Source organism: Bradyrhizobium sp. HKCCYLR20261 (genome assembly GCF_051168435.1).
Lineage (GTDB): Bacteria > Pseudomonadota > Alphaproteobacteria > Rhizobiales > Xanthobacteraceae > Bradyrhizobium.
This window is the reverse complement of sequence record NZ_JBNPUZ010000001.1, coordinates 395,733-414,010: the sequence shown is the minus strand read 5'-3', so window position 1 is coordinate 414,010 and position 18,278 is coordinate 395,733. Positions and strand designations below refer to the sequence as shown.

The 18,278-nt window shown below is 66.2% G+C and carries 15 protein-coding genes and 1 other RNA gene; 11 read left to right on the top strand and 5 right to left on the bottom strand.

The window, feature by feature from the left end; all coding sequences use genetic code 11:
• Nucleotides 1-3 precede the first annotated feature (3 nt).
• Nucleotides 4-645: a glutathione S-transferase family protein gene (locus ACQR1L_RS01910; protein ID WP_434856222.1), complete on the top strand. Its 642-nt coding sequence runs from the start codon at nt 4-6 to the stop codon at nt 643-645.
• A gap of 153 nt (nt 646-798) precedes the next feature.
• Here the strand turns inward: ACQR1L_RS01910 and ACQR1L_RS01905 are convergent, their stop codons facing one another.
• The gene (locus ACQR1L_RS01905) at nt 799-2,046 is read right to left on the bottom strand and encodes a TAXI family TRAP transporter solute-binding subunit (protein ID WP_434856221.1); all 1,248 of its coding nucleotides are present in this window, start codon (nt 2,044-2,046) and stop codon (nt 799-801) included.
• A 111-nt stretch (nt 2,047-2,157) separates the two neighbouring features.
• On the bottom strand, nt 2,158-2,613 hold the full coding sequence (locus ACQR1L_RS01900) for a DsrE family protein (protein ID WP_434856220.1): 456 nt from the start codon (nt 2,611-2,613) through the stop codon (nt 2,158-2,160).
• 1,412 nt (nt 2,614-4,025) lie between these two features.
• Here ACQR1L_RS01900 and ssrS point away from each other — a divergent pair.
• The 3 genes from ssrS (at nt 4,026) to ACQR1L_RS01885 (ending at nt 5,720) form a co-directional block, all read left to right on the top strand.
• Nucleotides 4,026-4,187, top strand: a non-coding RNA gene (gene ssrS, locus ACQR1L_RS01895) — 6S RNA.
• Nucleotides 4,188-4,312: 125 nt separating this feature from the next.
• Nucleotides 4,313-4,894 (top strand): 5-formyltetrahydrofolate cyclo-ligase, encoded by a 582-nt coding sequence (locus ACQR1L_RS01890; protein WP_434856559.1) that lies wholly within the window; start codon nt 4,313-4,315, stop codon nt 4,892-4,894.
• Nucleotide 4,895: 1 nt separating this feature from the next.
• A complete protein-coding gene (locus ACQR1L_RS01885; RefSeq protein WP_434856219.1) occupies nt 4,896-5,720 on the top strand; it encodes a TIGR00282 family metallophosphoesterase in 825 nt (274 codons plus the stop codon).
• Nucleotides 5,721-5,761: 41 nt separating this feature from the next.
• Here ACQR1L_RS01885 and ACQR1L_RS01880 read toward each other — a convergent pair whose 3' ends face one another.
• Nucleotides 5,762-7,507 (bottom strand): methyl-accepting chemotaxis protein, encoded by a 1,746-nt coding sequence (locus tag ACQR1L_RS01880; RefSeq protein WP_434856218.1) that lies wholly within the window; start codon nt 7,505-7,507, stop codon nt 5,762-5,764.
• Nucleotides 7,508-7,734: 227 nt separating this feature from the next.
• Between ACQR1L_RS01880 and ACQR1L_RS01875 the strand changes: the two genes are divergently transcribed.
• From ACQR1L_RS01875 to ybgC, 7 genes are all read left to right on the top strand, one after another.
• Nucleotides 7,735-8,481 carry a YebC/PmpR family DNA-binding transcriptional regulator gene (locus ACQR1L_RS01875; protein ID WP_434856217.1) on the top strand — a complete coding sequence of 249 codons (747 nt, stop codon included), beginning with the start codon at nt 7,735-7,737 and terminating at the stop codon, nt 8,479-8,481.
• 74 nt (nt 8,482-8,555) lie between these two features.
• The gene (gene ruvC, locus ACQR1L_RS01870; protein ID WP_434856216.1) at nt 8,556-9,083 is read left to right on the top strand and encodes a crossover junction endodeoxyribonuclease RuvC; all 528 of its coding nucleotides are present in this window, start codon (nt 8,556-8,558) and stop codon (nt 9,081-9,083) included.
• Nucleotides 9,080-9,697, top strand: a complete 618-nt coding sequence (gene ruvA, locus ACQR1L_RS01865) for a Holliday junction branch migration protein RuvA (RefSeq protein ID WP_008961684.1) — start codon at nt 9,080-9,082, stop codon at nt 9,695-9,697. The genes ruvC and ruvA overlap by 4 nt, the downstream gene beginning before the upstream one ends.
• A 46-nt stretch (nt 9,698-9,743) precedes the next feature.
• On the top strand, nt 9,744-10,163 hold the full coding sequence (locus ACQR1L_RS01860) for a cytidine deaminase (RefSeq protein ID WP_434856215.1): 420 nt from the start codon (nt 9,744-9,746) through the stop codon (nt 10,161-10,163).
• Complete coding sequence (gene ruvB, locus ACQR1L_RS01855; RefSeq protein ID WP_172109983.1) at nt 10,160-11,209, top strand: Holliday junction branch migration DNA helicase RuvB; 1,050 nt, start codon at nt 10,160-10,162, stop codon at nt 11,207-11,209. Before ACQR1L_RS01860 ends, ruvB begins: the two co-directional genes overlap by 4 nt.
• 83 nt (nt 11,210-11,292) lie before the next feature.
• Nucleotides 11,293-12,213, top strand: a complete 921-nt coding sequence (locus ACQR1L_RS01850; protein ID WP_434856214.1) for a metallophosphoesterase — start codon at nt 11,293-11,295, stop codon at nt 12,211-12,213.
• A 60-nt stretch (nt 12,214-12,273) separates the two neighbouring features.
• Nucleotides 12,274-12,723: a tol-pal system-associated acyl-CoA thioesterase gene (gene ybgC / locus ACQR1L_RS01845; RefSeq protein WP_434856213.1), complete on the top strand. Its 450-nt coding sequence runs from the start codon at nt 12,274-12,276 to the stop codon at nt 12,721-12,723.
• Between the two features lie 4 nt (nt 12,724-12,727).
• Here the strand turns inward: ybgC and ACQR1L_RS01840 are convergent, their stop codons facing one another.
• Complete coding sequence (locus ACQR1L_RS01840) at nt 12,728-17,488, bottom strand: DUF3320 domain-containing protein (RefSeq protein ID WP_434856558.1); 4,761 nt, start codon at nt 17,486-17,488, stop codon at nt 12,728-12,730.
• Between the two features lie 87 nt (nt 17,489-17,575).
• On the bottom strand, nt 17,576-18,220 hold the full coding sequence (locus ACQR1L_RS01835; RefSeq protein ID WP_434856212.1) for a glutathione binding-like protein: 645 nt from the start codon (nt 18,218-18,220) through the stop codon (nt 17,576-17,578).
• Nucleotides 18,221-18,278: the final 58 nt, after the last annotated feature.

Sequence of the window (18,278 nt, the reverse complement as noted above, 5' to 3'; positions counted from 1 at the left end):
CCCATGCTCACCGTACATCATCTCGGCAAGTCCCAATCCGAACGCATCGTCTGGCTCTGCGAGGAGCTGGAGATTCCCTACGAGTTGAAATGCTACACGCGCGACGCCAGGACCATCCTGGCGCCGGCGGAGTACAAGGCGCTGCATCCGATCGGCGCCGCGCCCGTCATCACCGACGGCGAGCTGGTGCTCGCCGAATCCGGCGCGGTGGTCGAGTACATCCTCGCGAAATACGGCCAGGGCCGGCTGCGGCCGGGGCCCGAGGATGCGAACTTCGCGGCGTATCTCTATTGGTTCCACTTCGCCAACGGCACGTTGCAGGCCGCGATGGGGCGCGTGATGATCCTCAACCGGCTCAACCTGCCGGACGACAATCCGCTGCTCGGCGCCATGCGCGCACGGCTCGGTCTCGCCTTCGCCGCCGTCGAGACCCGCTGTGGCGAGGCCGACTATCTCGCAGGCGACGCGCTCACGGCCGCCGACATCATGTCGGTGTTCTCACTGACCACCATGCGCTACTTCCTGCCCTACGATCTCGGACCCTATCCCAACATCCGCGCCTACCTGTCGCGGATCGCCGCCCGCCCGGCCTATCAGCGGGCGATGGCGAAGGGTGACCCGGGGATGGCGTTGCTGTTGAGCTGATCGAGCACGGCCGCACCTCGCTTCTGCACGGCGACTATCTGTGACTCTTTCTTGCAGGGCGACGCAGAGCGCGGCACGACCGGTGAGCTCCCTCTCCCCGTTCTTCACGGGGAGAGGGAGCTGACTGCCCGAGCCGCTGTCACGGTTGCTCCCTCACTTCTGCCGCTTGCGGCTCCATTCCAGGAACGAGCGGTACAGCTCCTCCTTCTCGGCCTTTGAGGTCGGCGCCTTCGCCTGCGACGCCAGAAACGCCTCGAAGCGCTCCTGCTGCGCGAGGCTGCCGGGCGCGGCCGGGGTGAGGCCGACATCGGCTTCCTTCCGCATCCGCTCCAGCACGGTGTCGACGTAAGGGTAGCGCTGCCAGCCCGGCACCTGCGCCTCGAGATTGAGGTCCTTCCAGCCGGGATGGAACGGCGGCTGCTGCAGCCGCGCGAGGTTGGTGAACAGCGTGTCGACGAAGCGGTTGACGCGGTCGGCGCGGTCGCTGCCGGGCTTCCAATTGTACACCGCCAGCACCGAGGGGACGGCGATGGTCTCCACCGCGGTGTCCGGCGCCACCAGCCCGGGATAAGTCTCCGCCTTGATACTGGTCGGATAGTAGAAGTCCGCGAACTGCTGCGTATACGGCACCGGCACGAAGTGGAATCCCGGATCGGACTTCTTGCCGCTGAACAGCTCGCCGGGCTTGGAGGCGACATACACCATCGCGGCGATCTCGCCCTTGTGCAGCTTTTCCAGCGCGACCGGACCGCCGACGGGCACGGTCTCGATGTCGATGCCGAGCCGCCGGAAGATCAGCGGTCCGGTGTGCGCGGCGGCCACCCCCGAGGTGCCGACCGCGATCTTCTGGCCCTTGAGATCCTGCAGCGTCTTGAACTCCTCGCGCGCATAGATGTGCACGTCGGAGATGAAGAAGCGCAGCACGTAGCGGATGCGGTCGTTGATGTTCGAGAGCCCGGCCTGCTTGGCATAGAAGTCGAAGGCGTCGGCATAGGTGATGCCGACATCGACGCCGCGCAGATACAGGAGGTCAGCGATGTTCGACGTCGTCCCGCGCGTCACCATCGGGATCAGGCGCATGTTGTCGCCGTCATCCATCGTCCGCGCCATTTCGCTGGCGAAGCGGACGAAGCCGCCGTCCGGCAGGCCGGCGGCGAGTCCCACGGTCCATTGATTCATCCGCGCCTTGATCGCGACCTCGTCCGACGCGCTGCGCGGCTCGGCCGCGCGGGCCTCGATGATCCGCGGCTCGACGGCACGCCGGTCCGGCGCGCGCGCGGGCTTCAGCGACAGTGGCGCCGCAGGCTGGTCCTGCGCGAGCGCGACGGTCTGGGCGGTGAACAGGACAGCAGAGGTCATTGCCAGCGCCATCAGCGCTGGGCCAGCGAACGTTCGACGCATGATGTTAGTCCCCGATCGCGTCTGCCCCCGCGAGCAGACTTGCATTAGAATTTCAATCTAAGGTCGTATATCTGTGTGACATAAACCTGGCGGATTTGGGGCGACAACTACCTAGGGTTTCAGGTAGCTCCAGCCGCTCTCCTGCAGCTCCATCAATCGCACGGCGCCGGACGGCACCAGGCTCGCCTCAGAGACGATCGCGATCGGATGCCCCTCGCGCTTCTCCATGCCGCGCTTGGTGATGTTGCAGGCGGAGAACCTGATCTTGGCGGGAAAGCTGAGCTCGGCGATCTGCTTGACCCGGTCTTTCACCGGCGACGTGTCTTCGCGCAGCATGTTCAGGCCGGGTCCGTAGGTGACGAGCTCGATCTCGACCTCCTCGCCCTTCTCCTTGAACGTCTCCATGATGTTGGTGGCGTTGTTGAGCGCCAGATTCATCACCGCGGGATCGTTCTGATCGACCTGAATCGCGACGCGGTGAATCTTGACGTCGGCAGCGGGGCTCGCTCCCGCCGATGCGATCAGCAGCACGCAGGCCGCCGTGAGAGCTTTGAGTTCGAAGCGCATGCCAGGACTCCAGTGTACGCAACAGGAATGCACGATAACAGGCATTGGATGTAGTTATGATTTTCTACAACCTCCGCTGCCAACCGATGAGCCCCAATCATGGCGAGACTATGCGCAATCGACGCGGCGTTGCCGCGTGGGCGCCGCGATGATGCTGGCGGGTGATCACGCGCGATTGCCCGGGGCTGGGGAATGTCGTGTGTGCCACCGCCCTCGCCATGCACACGCTGTCGTCAAGGTGGGCGCAGGGACCCATATCCACCGTTATTAGTTGGCTGCACTCAACGACTGCCATCGTGCCATTATGGATGGATTCCGCGGTGATCCGGCGTTCGCCGGGATGACGGCGGAGTGTTGGAATCCGTCATGGACGATCAATGCACGCAGCTCATCTCCCGACGGCCCGTCGGGCCATCTGCGCATGTCGGTCATGCGCCAACTGCCCGTCGCGTTACGATGTCGCAGCCGGCCTCACTTGTCGTGTCGGGCAAATCAGGTCGATGCTCTCGCTCGTCCTGCTGTCGCATGAGGGGCGTGTCGCGACCGTCACGAGACGTTGGCAGTGGGATGCGATGGGCGTGTGTCGACGCAGCGTGAAGCGATTTGCGCGGACGAACGGCGAGGCACGACCGGTCAAGTCGCGTGGTCCTGACACCCCGATGCTGGTGTCCAGCATGATGCGCGTGAGCGCGTCGTGCGACATGGTGGCCAACAAGCCCGGCGCACCAGGGAGATCGCGAAGCAGCCGTTCAACCATCGCGCAGGGGAGGCCGGGCTAAACCGGCTGCACCTGTGGTACCTGCCGCCTGCATTTTTTTCTCGCAGGCGGGCCATGGGCGTCAGCCGACGCCCGGCCTTCCCTGCGCCCTCTATTCGAAGAGGGCGATCTCGATGACCCACTCGGACGCAAAGCGCCGCGAGAGTGCGAGCCCATGCCTGAAGCGGTCATTGGGATGTGCCCGTGGGAGGACGCGGAGATGATGAGGTCGAACGGTTTCGCCCAGTCCAGTGCCCGCGCCAGCGGGGCCTCATGGTTCGAGACGCGCCGCCGCGGGCACCTGTCGCGAGGCGGGCTACGGAGCACGGCGCTCCTCACCATGAGGGTCTGGCACCCAGCGGCGTCCTGCACACCGATCATGAACATGCCGAGAGAGGCGTTCGTGGACAGCCGCGTTATTCGGTCTCATGCTCCTTCGTCCCGCACGTTCTTGACCCTCACCCTGAGGAGCCCGCCGGAGGCGGGCGTCTCGAAGGGCGAGGCCCACGTCGTGGCCTCATGGTTCGAGACGCGCCGCAAGGCCGGCGCTCTTCGCCATCACGGGCAAGCGGTGAGGGCGGCTGGCGCCCCTCCATCCCGTCCCGTGGCTTCACAGAAGCTGGCAAAATCACCGCACCATGGTTACATTGCCCCGGCGAGGCTGCGACGCGCGTCCGGAACCAACATATCCCCGGGGCCTTATCGATCCTTAAGGGAACTGTCCCTGGCCAGGTCCGTGGACCTGGACATATGGTGCCCACCTACTTTCGTAGGGAACTCCGGGATCGAGCGTTTCAACGGCGATTGCGGCTTCGCTCTCTGTGTTTCTCCCAGTGTCTATCCTTCATCGTCTGTCCCCATCGGTTGCCGATCCCCAGCGTTTCTGAGAACGTTCGATCGCCCGCGGACCGCGGGCCTCTCCGGAGGTCACGTCGCATGCCGATGAAGGCCGCTCAGCATACCAAGCAGCAGCTGCGTGCCGCCGCACTCGCCGCGCGTGACGCGCTCAGCGAGGAGGCCAGGTCCGCCGCCGCGGAGGCCATCGCCGCTCGCGGCCTGCCGTTCGCGCTCAAGCCGGGTGCGGTGGTCTCGGGCTATGCGCCGATTCGCAACGAGCTCGATCCGATGCCGCTGATGCGCGCGCTGGCCGGGCAGGGCGCGCGGCTGGCGCTGCCGGTGGTGCTGGCGCGGGGCCATTCGCTGTCGTTTCGTGCCTACGCGCCGGGTGACCGGCTGACGCTCGGCGCGCTCGGCATCCCCGAGCCGTCACCCGTCGCGGCCGAGTTGGTGCCCGACATCATGCTGGTGCCGCTCGCCGCCTTCGACCGCACCGGTCATCGCATCGGCTATGGCGGTGGCTATTACGATTACACCTTCTCGCACCTGCGGAAATCGCATCACGTCGTCGGCGTCGGCCTTGGCTTCGCCGTGCAGGAAACCGAGGAAGTCCCGGCCCTGGCCCACGACGCAGCGCTGGATTATGTGCTAACCGAGCGCGAGACCTTGGATTTCCGGAGCATTTGAGTTGCGCATTCTCTTCGTCGGCGACGTTGTCGGCCGGTCCGGCCGCAGCGCCGTCACAGACCATCTTCCTGGCCTGATCCGCGACTGGCGGCTCGATCTCGTCATCGTCAATGGCGAGAACGCGGCCGGCGGATTCGGGATCACCGAGGCGATCTATCAGGAGTTGCTCGACGCCGGCGCCGACGCGGTCACGCTCGGCAATCATTCCTGGGACCAGCGCGAGGCGCTGGTGTTCATCGAGCGCGCACCACGTCTGATTCGCCCTGCGAACTATCCGCCGGGAACGCCCGGACGCGGCGCCGCGCTGGTCGAGGCCAAGACCGGCGCCCGCGCGCTGGTGGTCAACGTGCTCGGCCGCGTGTTCATGACGCCGTTCGACGATCCGTTCGCGGCCATCGCGCGCGAGATCGGCGCCTGTCCGCTGCGCGAGGCGGCCGATGCCATCGTGGTCGATGTGCATTGCGAGGCCACCAGCGAGAAGCAGGGCTTTGGCCATTTCTGCGACGGCCGCGTCAGCCTCGTCGTCGGGACGCACACGCATGTGCCCACGGCCGACCACCAGATCCTGCCGGGTGGCACGGCCTACATGACCGACGCCGGCATGACCGGCGACTATGACTCCATCATCGGCATGCAGAAGGACGAGCCGCTGCGCCGCTTCCAGTCTGGCATCCCGTCGGCACGGTTCGAGCCGGCGATGGGCGAGGCGACCTTGAGCGGCGTCGCGGTCGAGACCGACGACAGGACGGGCCTGGCGGAGAGGATCGCGCCGGTGCGCATCGGCGGCCGGCTGTCACAGACCAAGCCGGCGTTCTGGGGCGCCTGAGGCAGTGCGAGCGAGGCGTGGGACCGATGCTTCGCCTCGTCTCACAATTTGTAGGCGGTGCGGAAGCCGCCCCAATGCCGTCCGCGGATGCGAATGGGGACATCGATCTCGCGCATCATGACCGTGTTGCCGTTGCCCATGTCGCGCGCGTAGCTCTGGATCAGATAGGGCCGCTGGTTGCGGCCCGCCGCAAGGCCCGCGGGATCGTTGAAGATGCGCCGGTTGCGGCTGTTGGCGGTGTTGAAGGCGACATCGCCCGGCCGCTGCGGATGCGAGTAGATTTTGTTGTGCACCGGCAGATAGCCGTTGCGGTCGATCGCGACGCAGAACGCCATGCGCTGATCCCGGGCCAGGAACGCCTCCTGGAAGGCGGGCAGCGCGCGCTCGGCCCAGTCGAGGATGCGGCTGCGGTGCTGCTGCGGATTGGTGCCGGCGATTTCGACATAGTTGGTGTCGAACATGTCCTCGAGCGTGATCTCGCCGCGCGCGACGGCGCTCTCGAAGATGCGGTTGAGCTCGGTGCCGGCCTCCATGGCGCGGGCGACGAACTCGTTGTTCTCCTCGTGCAGCGCCCAGAGCTTGTCCTCGATCTTCTCGCGCAGCTCCGCGCCCGGCGCATCGAACCGCGCCTGGGCGCCGGCCTTGACCTGCTCGGTGATAACAAGCCGGCACGGGCCGACATCCTCCAGCACGGCGTCGAAGCGTTCGTTCACGGGCAGGCGGCTCGCCTCGGGCCCGGTGATCAGCACGCCGTCATTGGAGATCTCGTAGACCGGCGCGGTGATCGTGCGCCCGCCCGACTTGATCTCGAGCTTGAGATGGCAGGGCAGGCGCTCGCTGCCGCTGCGCGCGGTGCGGTCGCCCTGGCGCAGCAGCACGGCGCAGCGCGCCTTCAGCTTCTGGGCGTACATGGTCACCGCGCGGCCGGCGCTGGTGACGCGCTCGCCGTAACTCTCGGCCTGTTTCGTCGCGCTGCCGATATCGGCCGCGCTGTCGACGACAGAGGAGATGAATTGCGAGGCCTGCGCGGCATTCTGCGACATCTCGCCGGTGGTCTGGTTCTGCTCGGCCACCGCGCCGTTGACATTGGTGAAGACCGGCCGGATTGCCTCGATCGCCTGCGCAATGCGATGCACCGCATCGGCGGAGCCGGCCGCGTCCCTCTGCAGCGCCTCGATCTTGCGGGTGATCTCCTCGGTGGCGTTCTGGGTCTGCACCGCCAGCGCCTTGACCTCGGTCGCGACCACCGCGAAGCCGCGGCCGGCCTCGCCGGCCCGGGCGGCCTCGATCGTCGAGTTGAGCGCAAGAAGCGTGGTCTGGCGGGCAATCTGCGAGATCAGATTGACGACATTGCCGATCGCGGCCGAGGATTCGCGCAGCCGGTCGACGTTGTCGCGCGCCTCGCGGGCGGCGGCGCTGGCCTGGTCGGCGAGCTGGCCGGCGTCCTGGACCTGGGCGCGGATGCCATGGGCGGATTGGGTCACCTTCTCGGCGGCCTGGGCGAAGGTCGTGGCCGTGCCCTGCGCGGCGCTGCTGCGCCCGCTCAGCGCGTCGGCGCGCTGGCGGATGTCGGTCAGCGTGCCCGCGGTCGCCTCGGCGCCGCTGGCGACCGCATTGGCGGCGCGCTCAAGCTGGCGGATCATGCCACCGAGCTCGAGTTCCAGGAGGTCGAGAATGGCCTTGGCCGAATCGTCCGGCGCTGCCGCCGGCTCGGGCGCGGCGACCGGTTTCGGCTCGACCACCTGCACGGGGGCAGGGGCACGTCTTGCAAGGAAAGCAAACGCCATTGGGGTGGACCCCTGGTCGCGCGTGAAAAGGTGCGGATGCGCGGTATCCTTGCACTTGACAGTGAAGCCATGGTTAACAATTGGCTTATGGGGCAAGGTGGCGCAGGGATCCCCCGGGGGACCGCTCACCCCCCTTGAAACCACCCCAAATCTTTGATTTTGACGATTCCCCGGCCTATAAGGCCGCGCTTTCCCACTGACCTCCAGACGATTGCAAGAGATCTCGCATGGCCGGCCATTCCCAATTCAAGAACATCATGCATCGCAAGGGTCGGCAGGATGCGATGAAGTCCAAGCTGTTCGGCAAGCTGGCGCGCGAAATCACCGTCGCCGCCAAGCTGGGCACGCCGGACCCGGCGATGAACCCGCGGCTGCGTGCCGCCGTGGTCGCCGCCCGCGCCGAGAACATGCCGAAGGACAACATCGAGCGCGCCATCAAGAAGGCGCTCGGCGGCGAGGGCGAGAACTACGCCGAGATCCGCTACGAGGGCTACGGCCCGGGCGGCGTCGCCGTGATCGTCGAAGCGCTGACCGACAACCGCAACCGCGCCGCCTCCGACATCCGCTCCTTCTTCACCAAATCCGGCGGCAATCTCGGCGAAACCGGCTCGGTCTCGTTCATGTTCGACCGCGTCGGCATCATCGAGTTCGAGCGCAGCGTCGCCTCCGACGACGCCGTGCTGGACGCCGCGATCGAGGCCGGCGCCGACGACGTCATCTCGGGCGAAGGCGGCCACGAGGTCTATGCCTCGCCGGACAGTTTCCACGAGGTCGCCAAGAACCTCGAGGCCAAGTTCGGCGAGCCGCGCAAGGCGGCGCTGACCTGGAAGCCGCAGAACACGGTGGCGGTCGACGACGAGACCGGCGAGAAGCTGGTGAAGCTGATGGACCTCTTGAACGAGCACGACGACGTCCAGAACGTCTATGCCAATTTCGAGATTTCCGACGCGCTGATGGCGAAGATGGGCGGTTGACGGACGGTTAACCACGACGCTCCGGCCGTTCCGTTTATGTTTCCACCAGGGCGGCGCGAGGCTATCTCTAACCCATGAAAGCCCAGCCGATTCGCGCAGCCATCCGCATCATCGGGATCGATCCCGGCCTCCGCCGCACCGGCTGGGGCGTGATCGAGAGCGAGGGCAACCGGCTGATTTATGTCGGCTGCGGCTCGGTCGAGCCGCCCGACGACCTGCCGCTGGCGAACCGGCTGCTGGCGATCCACGAGGGGCTCGCCAAGGTCCTGAACGACTTCCAGCCGCTGGAGGCTGCCGTCGAGCAGACCTTCGTCAACAAGGACGGCGTCGCCACACTGAAATTGGGCCAGGCCCGCGGCATCGCGATGCTGGCGCCGGCGATGTTCGGAATCTCGGTGGCTGAATACGCCCCCAACCAGGTCAAGAAGACCGTGGTGGGAGCAGGGCATGCCGACAAGGGCCAGATCGCGGTCATGCTGAAGATCCTCCTGCCCAAGGCCGAGCCGCGCTCGGCCGACGCGGCGGACGCGCTGGCGATCGCCATCACCCACGCTCACCACCGCCAGGGCCAGACGCTGCGCATGAGGGTAGCCGGCCTATGATAGGCAAGCTCAAGGGCCTGATCGACTCCTATGCCGAGGATTTCGTGATCCTCGACGTCGGCGGCGTCGGCTATCAGGTGCACTGCTCGGCGCGCACGTTGCAGGCCTTGCCGTCCCCCGGCGAAGCCGCCACATTATCGATCGAGACCTATGTGCGCGAGGACCAGATCAAGCTGTTCGGTTTTCGCTCGGATGTCGAACGGGAATGGTTTCGTCTTTTGCAGACCGTGCAGGGCGTCGGCGCCAAGGTCGCTCTTGCCGTCCTCGGCACTTTGCCGCCCGCCGATCTCGCCAACGCGATCGCGCTGCGCGACAAGGCCGCGGTGGCGCGCACGCCGGGCGTTGGCCCGAAGGTCGCCGAGCGCATCGTGACCGAGCTGAAGGACAAGGCGCCGGCGTTCGCCGATGTCGATCCCGGCGTGGTCAGGCTGTCCGGCGCGATCGAGGAGTCCCGCGCGCCGCAGCCGATCGCGGATGCGATCTCCGCGCTCATCAATCTCGGCTATGGCCAGCCGCAGGCCGCCGCCGCGATCGCCGCAGCCTCGCGTGCCGCCGGCGACAAGGCCGAGACCGCGCAACTCATCCGCCTCGGCCTCAAGGAGCTGGCGAAATAGCCGCGCGCCGCTGTGACGGGCGCGCAGAAGGACAATCATCTCGACCATGGTGAGCAAGAAGGACAAGGAGCTGATCGAGGCGGCGAAGTCGGCGGTAAAGAGCCGCTACCGCAACGATTGGCAGGAGGTCGGCGCGGCGATGCGCACCCGCGACGGCCGTATCATCACCGGCGTCAACATCGACGCCTATCTCGGCCGCAACGCCGTCTGCGCCGAAGCCATCGCCATCGGCCGCGCCATCACCGAGTTCGGCGACCATGGCATCGAGACCATCGTCGCGGTGCGTCATCCCAAGCCCGGCGAGCCTGGCGAGGTCGCCGTGGTCTCGCCCTGCGGCACCTGCCGCGAGCTGATCCATGACTACGACGCCAAGGCGCGCGTCATCGTGCCGTCCAACGGCAAGGGGCCTGCGACGGTGACCATCGGCGAGCTGCTGCCGAACAAATACCGGCGCGGCAACGAATGAAGCCGCCTGCGCGCATGGTGAGCCCGGAGCGGCGCTCCGACGATGTCGGCGACACCGCGCTGCGGCCGCAGCAGCTGTCGGAGTTCGTCGGCCAGCAGCAGGCGCGCGCCAATCTGTCGATCTTCATCGAAGCGGCGCGCAAGCGCGGCGAGGCGCTCGACCACGTGCTGTTCGTCGGCCCGCCCGGGCTCGGCAAGACGACGTTGGCGCAGATCGTGGCGCGCGAGCTCGGCGTCGGATTTCGCGCGACATCCGGCCCCGTGATTGCCAAGGCCGGTGATCTCGCCGCGCTGCTCACCAATCTCGAAGAGCGCGACGTGTTGTTCATCGACGAGATCCATCGCCTCAGCCCGGCGGTCGAGGAGGTGCTCTATCCGGCGATGGAGGACTTCCAGCTCGATCTCATCATCGGCGAGGGCCCGGCGGCGCGGTCGGTGAAGATCGATCTTTCGAAGTTCACGCTGGTGGGCGCGACGACGCGCGCGGGCTTGCTCACCAATCCGCTGCGCGACCGTTTCGGCATTCCGATTCGGCTGAACTTCTACACGGTGGAAGAACTGGAAGGCATCGTCACCCGCGGCGCCCGCGTGCTCGGCGTCGGCATGACGCCTGATGGCGCCAACGAGATCGCCCGCCGCGCCCGCGGCACCCCGCGCATCGCCGGAAGACTGCTGCGGCGCGTGCGCGACTTCGCCTCGGCCGCCAATGCCAGCGCGATCGATCGCGCCATTGCCGATCACGCGCTGAGCGCGCTGGAGGTGGACGCCGCCGGGCTCGACGCGATGGACCGGCGCTATCTTTCGACCATCGCGCTGAACTACGGCGGCGGGCCGGTCGGCGTCGAGACCATGGCGGCGGCGCTCTCCGAGCCGCGCGACGCCATCGAGGACATCATCGAACCTTACCTCATTCAATGCGGCTATCTGCAGCGCACCCCGCGCGGCCGGCTGCTGACCTCGCATGCCTTCAAGCATCTCGGCATGGCCGAGCCCGCGAACCGCGATCCCAGCCAGATCGGCCTGTTCGGGAATGACGACGATGATTAACGAATCTGCTGACAATCTGCACAGACGCACCCGAAATCGGTTGCAATGAACGAGGAAAAGGATTGCGTGCGAGGAGTTCGTCCATGCTGTCACGCCGCCGCTTTCTGAAATTCTCGGGCGCTTTCGCCGCCACCGGTTTTTCCACCGCGACCTACGGAGTCGGTATCGAGCCGCTCCGCCTCGGCGTGACCGACTACCACGTTCGCCCGCGCAACTGGCCGGCCGGCTTCAAGCTGAAGATCGCGGCGATCGCGGACATCCACGCCTGCGATCCCTGGATGTCGCTGATGCATATCGACGGCATCGTCCAGCGAACCAATGCGCTGAAGCCGGACCTGATCGTCCTGCTCGGCGACTACGTGGCCGGTCATCGGCATCATCTCGGCCGGATCGACGCCGCGGCGTGGGCTCCGGTGCTCGGCGGCCTCAAGGCGCCGCTCGGCGTCCACGCCATTCTTGGCAATCACGACTACTGGGACGACAAGACCGTCCAGCGCGACGGGCATGGCAAGCCATACGCCCAGAGAGCGCTCGAGGCCGCCGGCATTCCGGTCTACGAGAACGAGGTCGTCCGACTCACCAAGGATGGCCATGCCTTCTGGCTGGCCGGCCTCGGCGATCAACTCGCCTACATGGCCGCGCGGCGGTTTCGCCCGGTGCCGCGGATCGGCATTGATGATCTTGCTGGCACGCTACGCAAGGTCACGGACGGTGCGCCGGTCATCTTGCTGGCGCATGAGCCTGACGTCGCATTGCGTGTCCCGTCGCGGGTCTCGCTGCAACTGTCCGGTCATACGCATGGTGGCCAGGTGCGCGTGCTCGGCTGGTCGCCCGCCGTGCCGGCCCGCAACGGAGTCGACCTTGCTTATGGCCACATCCGCACGCAGTGCGACGTGATCGTCTCCGGTGGTCTCGGCTGCAGCCTGATGCCCGTGCGGATCGGGATGCCGCCTGAGATCGTGCAGGTCACCGTCGGCGGGGAACCGATGGAGGTGACCTCTTGAGCTTGCGCTCGCGGCTCACTTGCGCGAAACGATCGCATTTCCGGCGATCGAGGATTTCCAGTGACCCAACCCCATCTCGACGGCGAGATCCGCGACGGCCGCCACCACATGCAGGTGCGCGTCTACTACGAGGACACCGATTTTTCAGGCATCGTCTACCACGCCAACTACCTCCGCTTCATGGAGCGCGGCCGCACCAACCATCTGCGGCTGATGGGGGCCGAGCAGCACGCCCTCTTTGCGGAGGCCGCCAGCGAAGTCCCGGGCTTCGCCTTCGTCGTGCGCTCGATGACCTTGGACTTCCTGCGGCCGGCGCGGATGGACGACGTGCTCGATGTCGTGACATGGCCGATCGCGGTCAAGGGCGCGTCGATCACGCTGGCGCAAGAGGTGCGGCGGGCTGAGGAGGTGCTCGTCAAGGCCGACGTCCGCGCCGCCTTCATCAGCGGCGGCAAGGCGCAGCCGATCCCGAAGGCGCTGCGCGACCTGATGAAGGCGGACCTCGCTTAGCGGATCACGCCGGTGAGGCGGGCGAGGCCTCCGGCTTGGTGAGCAGATCTCCCTCGCGCCGCAGGCGCCCCGATTGAAGCAGATCCTCGAGGCTGCCCTGCACCGCCTCGCGCAACTGGGCGCTGGTCGCGCCGAAGCCGAACAGGCGAGCCACCGCCTGGATCAGCTGGTCCTCCTCAGCGCCAAAGTTCTGCTCGACGACCTGCAGGATGGCCGCCTTGATCTCCTCCGGCGGCAGCATCTCGGGCTTGCGCAAGGTCGTCGACTGCACGTCCTCGCGGTTGCGCACGACGATCGTCTGACCGGGCAGATGATAGAACGGACCACCCGCGATCTGTCCCTTCGCCACCGCCGCGTTCAGCGCCGCTTTCACCGCATCGCGAATGCGGTTGCCGGCGCGGGCGAGGCCCCAGGCCGATCTGATGCGGACGATGACTTCCGATTCATGCACCGGCCCTTCGACGGCGACGATTTCGACGACGTGGCGCGTCATGCTGGCAAGCGACGTCTCATGCGGCTCGGTCTCCCGGCGCACCCGCAGCTTGGCTTCCTCATAGGGCACGATCGCCGGGGCGGGGGCGACGAGCTCCGCCGGGCGCTCCTCGGCCCGATCTGCCGCCGGTACATCGGGTGTTGCCGGCGGCTCGGACTGCGTCTCGGCAGTCCCTTCGTCGATCTCCCGCCAATGCGCCTTCGCGGCGTCGATCGCGCGCAGCACCTTCTCGGTTTCCTCCTTGGGGCGGAGAAACCAGTCCGTCGACCAGATCCGATGCAGGACCCAGCCATGTGCTTCCAGCACGTTCTGCCGCAGGCGATCGCGATCCCGCGCCGAGCGCGAGGCGTGATATTGCGCGCCGTCGCATTCGATGCCGAGCAGGAAGCGGCCTGGCTTCTCAGGATCGACGATCGCGAGATCGACGAAGAAGCCTGCGGTGCCGATCTGCGTCTTCACATCATGGCCGAGCGCCCGCAGCCTGGCGGCGACCTGCTCCTCGAAGACCGAGTCGGGATCGCGGCCGCTCTCCTGCGCGATCCCGAGTTGGCCGGTCTGCGCGAAGGTCAGGAACGTCTTCAGCGCCGCGATGCCATGGCCCTTGGCGCGCGACAGGTCGATGTCGTCGCCGGTGATCGAGGAGAACACCTCGCACCGCAGCTTGGCGCGGGAGATCAGCACATTGAGGCGGCGTTCGCCGCCGTCCGAGTTCAGCGGGCCGAAGCTCATCGAGACGAAACCTTCCTTCGTCCGGCCGTAGCCCATCGAAATGAAGATGACGTCGCGCTCGTCGCCCTGGATGTTCTCGAGATTCTTGACGAAGAACGGTTCGCTCGATCCGCGAGAGAAGAACTCCTCGGTGTCGGGGCTCTCCTTGCGCAGGATTTCGAGCTGGTCCTGAATGGCCTGGCGCTGCGCCACCGAGAAGGTCGCGACTCCCAGGCTTTGCTCCGGAGTCTCACGCGCGTGGCGCATGACGGCCTCGGCCACGAGTCGCGCCTCGCGGGGATTGGTCCTGCTGCTGCCGCGCTCGTAATGCGCTTCGGGGTTGTAGTTGAACTTCAGCCCCATGCCCGCCACGGCGTCATAGGGGCTCGGCACGATGAACAGCCGGTTGTCATAGAACTGCTTGTTCGACACCGCGATCAGCGACTGGTGCTTGCTGCGGTAGTGCCAGTTCAGCATGCGATGCGACAAGCCCTTGGCGAGGCAGAGGTCGAGGATACTTTCGGCGTCCTTCACCTGGAAGGTCGGCTGATCCTCGTCGTCGGCATCCTCGTCATCGTTCCCAGTCAACTTCGCGAAGAAGCGCGTCGGCGGCAATTGCCGCTCGTCGCCGACCACTACCATCTGCCGGCAGCGCGCGACCGCGCCGAGCGCGTCGACCGGCTCGATCTGTGAGGCCTCGTCGACGACGAGCAGGTCGAATGCGATCGCGCCGGGCTTCAGGAACTGGGCCACCGACAGCGGGCTCATCAGGAAGATCGGCTTGATCTGCTGAATGACCGGACCCGCGCGCTCCAGCAATTGGCGGATCGGCAAATGATTGCGCTTCTTGGCGAGCTCGCCATTGAGCACGCCGAGCGGGCCGATGCCGCCGGCATTGCGCGGCAGCGCCGCGGCATGCTCATAGGCGATCTGGTCGCGGGCCAGCTGCATGCGCTCGACGTCGAGCTTGCGGAAGCCATCGACCAGCCGGTCATGAGATTCGCCGTCGAAGCGTTTGAGCTGCGGATGCTGGGCGAAGATCACGCTGCGCATGGCGTCGTAATAAGAAGTGTCGAAGGTCTGCTGCAGGGAATCGCCAGGAAGCGAGCCATCCAGCGCGCGATCGACCAGCGCCGCGAGGCCGTCGGCACGGGCGAGGCGGACCCGCTCCATGAACGCGATCCAGCGGGTCAGGCGCTCGGTGGAGTTCTGCCACTCGGCCATCATCTGCGACAGCTCGCCGAGCCGAAACTGGTCGGCTGCGTCGAGCGGGATGCGCTCGGGCTCCAACTGCAGGAATGCGATCAATTGCCGAAGGCCCGAGCTCAGACGCGCGAGATCGCTCCTGAATTGATCGATCGCTTGCTTGTCGTCAGAGGACAGTGTGAGATGCGCCAGGCGCTGACGCATGCCTTCGCTCGCAAATGCTTTGGGAAAGGCGTTCCACCAGGCCGTCAGTTTTGCGAGGGCATCCCAGTCCGACTGCTCTTTCTGCCACGCGGTTCCAAAGGCCGCGCGGCCGGCACTCTCCACCTCCTCGAAGGATTTGCGCGCGGCTTGGGCTGCGATGAGGCCGTCGATCAGCAGAAGCCGCTGATCGAGCGACTTCGGCATCGGCACCTTCAGGTACGAAGCCAGCAGCGCCATCTGTCCGCGATAGCGTGCGCTGAGAAAGCGCAGCCAGGAACCGCCTTTCTCCGCGATCACCTTGCGGCAATCTACCATCGAGGCCTCCCAGGCGGACTCGACGAAGGCCGATTCGAATGCGGCCTTCAGCTTGGCGTAGCGGAGTCCCTTGTCGACGATATCGGCAACGTCCTGCGGCCGGCTCCAGATCGGATCGCAGAAGGCAGTCTTGTCGCATTCGGGCATTGCGGCTGTGGCTTCGGCGAAGGCCAGCAGTCCCGCAGCGTCGGCGAACGTGACCGGTGGCGGCTCCTCGAGCCGAGTACTCACGCGCGCGGCACCTGCCGTCACTTGGCCGAGACCGCTTGCGACATCGTCCAGCGATTTTCGCAGCTGCGCCATCTCGGCCGGATCGAGCGCGTCACGGCCGACACCCCGCCAGGGGTGCAGATGAGGTGCCCCGTCGGCTGCAATCCGCTCGGCGAGCTCTGCGATCAGCTCGCGCCGCCGCTCCAGGTTCAGCGGCGTCCAGGAGGGCGCGCCTTGCAATGGAAGCGCCGGCTGTGCGGCGGTCTCGCCGCAACGTACGAGATGGCCGAGCAACCGAAACGGCGTGAGCTCGCTCGGCTGATGCGGCTGGTGCATCATGTCGGCGTGCTGGTTGAGACTGTCGCGGCTGTCGGTCAGGCGCTGCACCAAGGTTGCCTCGGCACGCGGCGCTTGAGCCGAAGCCGATTTGCAGCGCTTCAGCTCCTCGAGCAGGACGCGCTTGTTCGCCTTGTTGGAGTGCAGTTCGAGCGCGAGGGACCCGAGGCCTACGGCTTTCAGCCGCCGATGCACGACGTCGAGCGCCGCCATCTTCTCGGCCACGAACAGCACCGTCTTCCCCTCGGCCGCAGCTGAGGCGATGATGTTGGTGATGGTCTGCGACTTGCCTGTACCCGGCGGGCCCTTGACGACGAGATCGCGGCCGCGGACCACTTCCTCGATCACCACGGCCTGCGACGAATCCGCGTCGACGACGTGGTTCATGGCGATCGGCTGGATCACGGGATCGATCTTGCCGTTCTCGGCGACGATCGGCGCGGACGCTTCGAAGCCGTTCTGCAGCAGTGCCGTGATCAGCGGATGGCGGTCCAGCGCGCCGTCTGACGGCCAATTGTCCGGATCGAGGTCGCGATACATCAGGAACTTGGAGAAGGAGAAGAAACCAAGGACGACTGCGTCCGTCTTCACCTCCCATCTCTTCTTGTTCGCGACCGTCTCGGCGACGCCGGCCAGATATCCCGCGATGTCGACATCGTCCTCGTCGCCGAAATCCGCGAGCTTCAATCCGAACTCGGCGTCGAGCTTGGCCTGCAGGGACAGATTCGGCGAGGGTGGCTCGGCGCGCGAGACCAGATGAAACCGATCAGCCGCGCTGCTGCGTTCGAGTCGGACGGGAAGAAGGACGAGCGGCGCGAAGCGCTCGGTGTCGGACTTGTCGTCCTCGAACCATTTCAGCAGTCCGAAGGCGAGATAGAGGATGTTGACGCCCTGTTCCTCTTCCAGCGTGCGCGCGTCGTACCAGATGTCGAGCAGGCGTTTCTGCAAAGCCTCGGATGACAGGCGGGTCTGAAGGCGCGTGTCGGCTGGCCGAGGCTGTGTCTCCGAAACGTTCTCGGTCTGCCTCGTGGTCGTTGTCGGCGCGCTGGGCGGGGGCAGCGGGAGAGCCGGAGCGGTGTCCGGCGTTTCGGCAGGCCGTTCCACCTTGTCTGCAGGCATCTCCGCCTTCGTCGGCAGGAACGTGAAGCGCTTGCCTTCCCCGAGCAGCTCGAACAGTACAGCAGAGCGTGCGCCGACGATGTCGATCGTGCGGGTGGTCTTGGTCTTCAGCGGGATGTGCACGAGCCGGTTGCGCGTGCCTAGATCGAGCAGCGCGCGCCGGTCCGCCAACAATCGTTCTCGTACGGATGGGCCTGCCACGTGCAATCCTCCTGCGATTCGAGGATTGCAACTCGGCATGACCGCGGTCAAGCATCGCGGCTAGGCAGCCGCCTTGTGTCGCGAGAGTTCCGCCTTGTAGAGCTCGAACTCCTCGGCGATTGCGCGTGCAATCGACGGCCGCGCACGCAGGCGCTCGTAGTAGGCTTTCACGGCGGGCCATTTGGCGAGCTCGATCGGCGGTGTGGCCATTGTCCAGTTGATCACGGTGACGAGATAGGCGTCCGCAACGGTGAAATGATCGAGCAGGAACGCGCGATCACGAAGATGGTTGTCGAGATAGTCGAGCCGCGTCAGGTTCTTCTTCAGAACATGGACCTTCATCTCCTCGGGCGCGGTTCTGTCGAGGATCGGGATGAAGAGACCCTTGTGCAATTCGGTGCCGATGAAGCAGAGCCATTGATGCAGCCGGCTGCGGTCCATGCCGGGGCTCGTGCCGAGCTTCGCGTCGGGAAAGCGGTCCGCGACGTACTGAAGGATGGCCGCATTCTCGGTGAGCAAGTCGCCGTCATCGGTGCGCATTGTCGGGACGAGGCCGAGCGGGTTCACGGTGCGGAAATCCGAGCCGTCTTTGAGGACGATCTTCGTCTTCGGGTCGACCTCGAGATAGGTCGCGGCCGCGCCGGCCTCGTAAAGCGCGATGCGGGTGGCGAGCGAGCAGGCGAGCGGTGAGAAATAGAGATCCATGGACGTTCTCCCTGGAGGCTCCGGACCGGAGCGTTGATTGATTTTTATACTGTCTCGC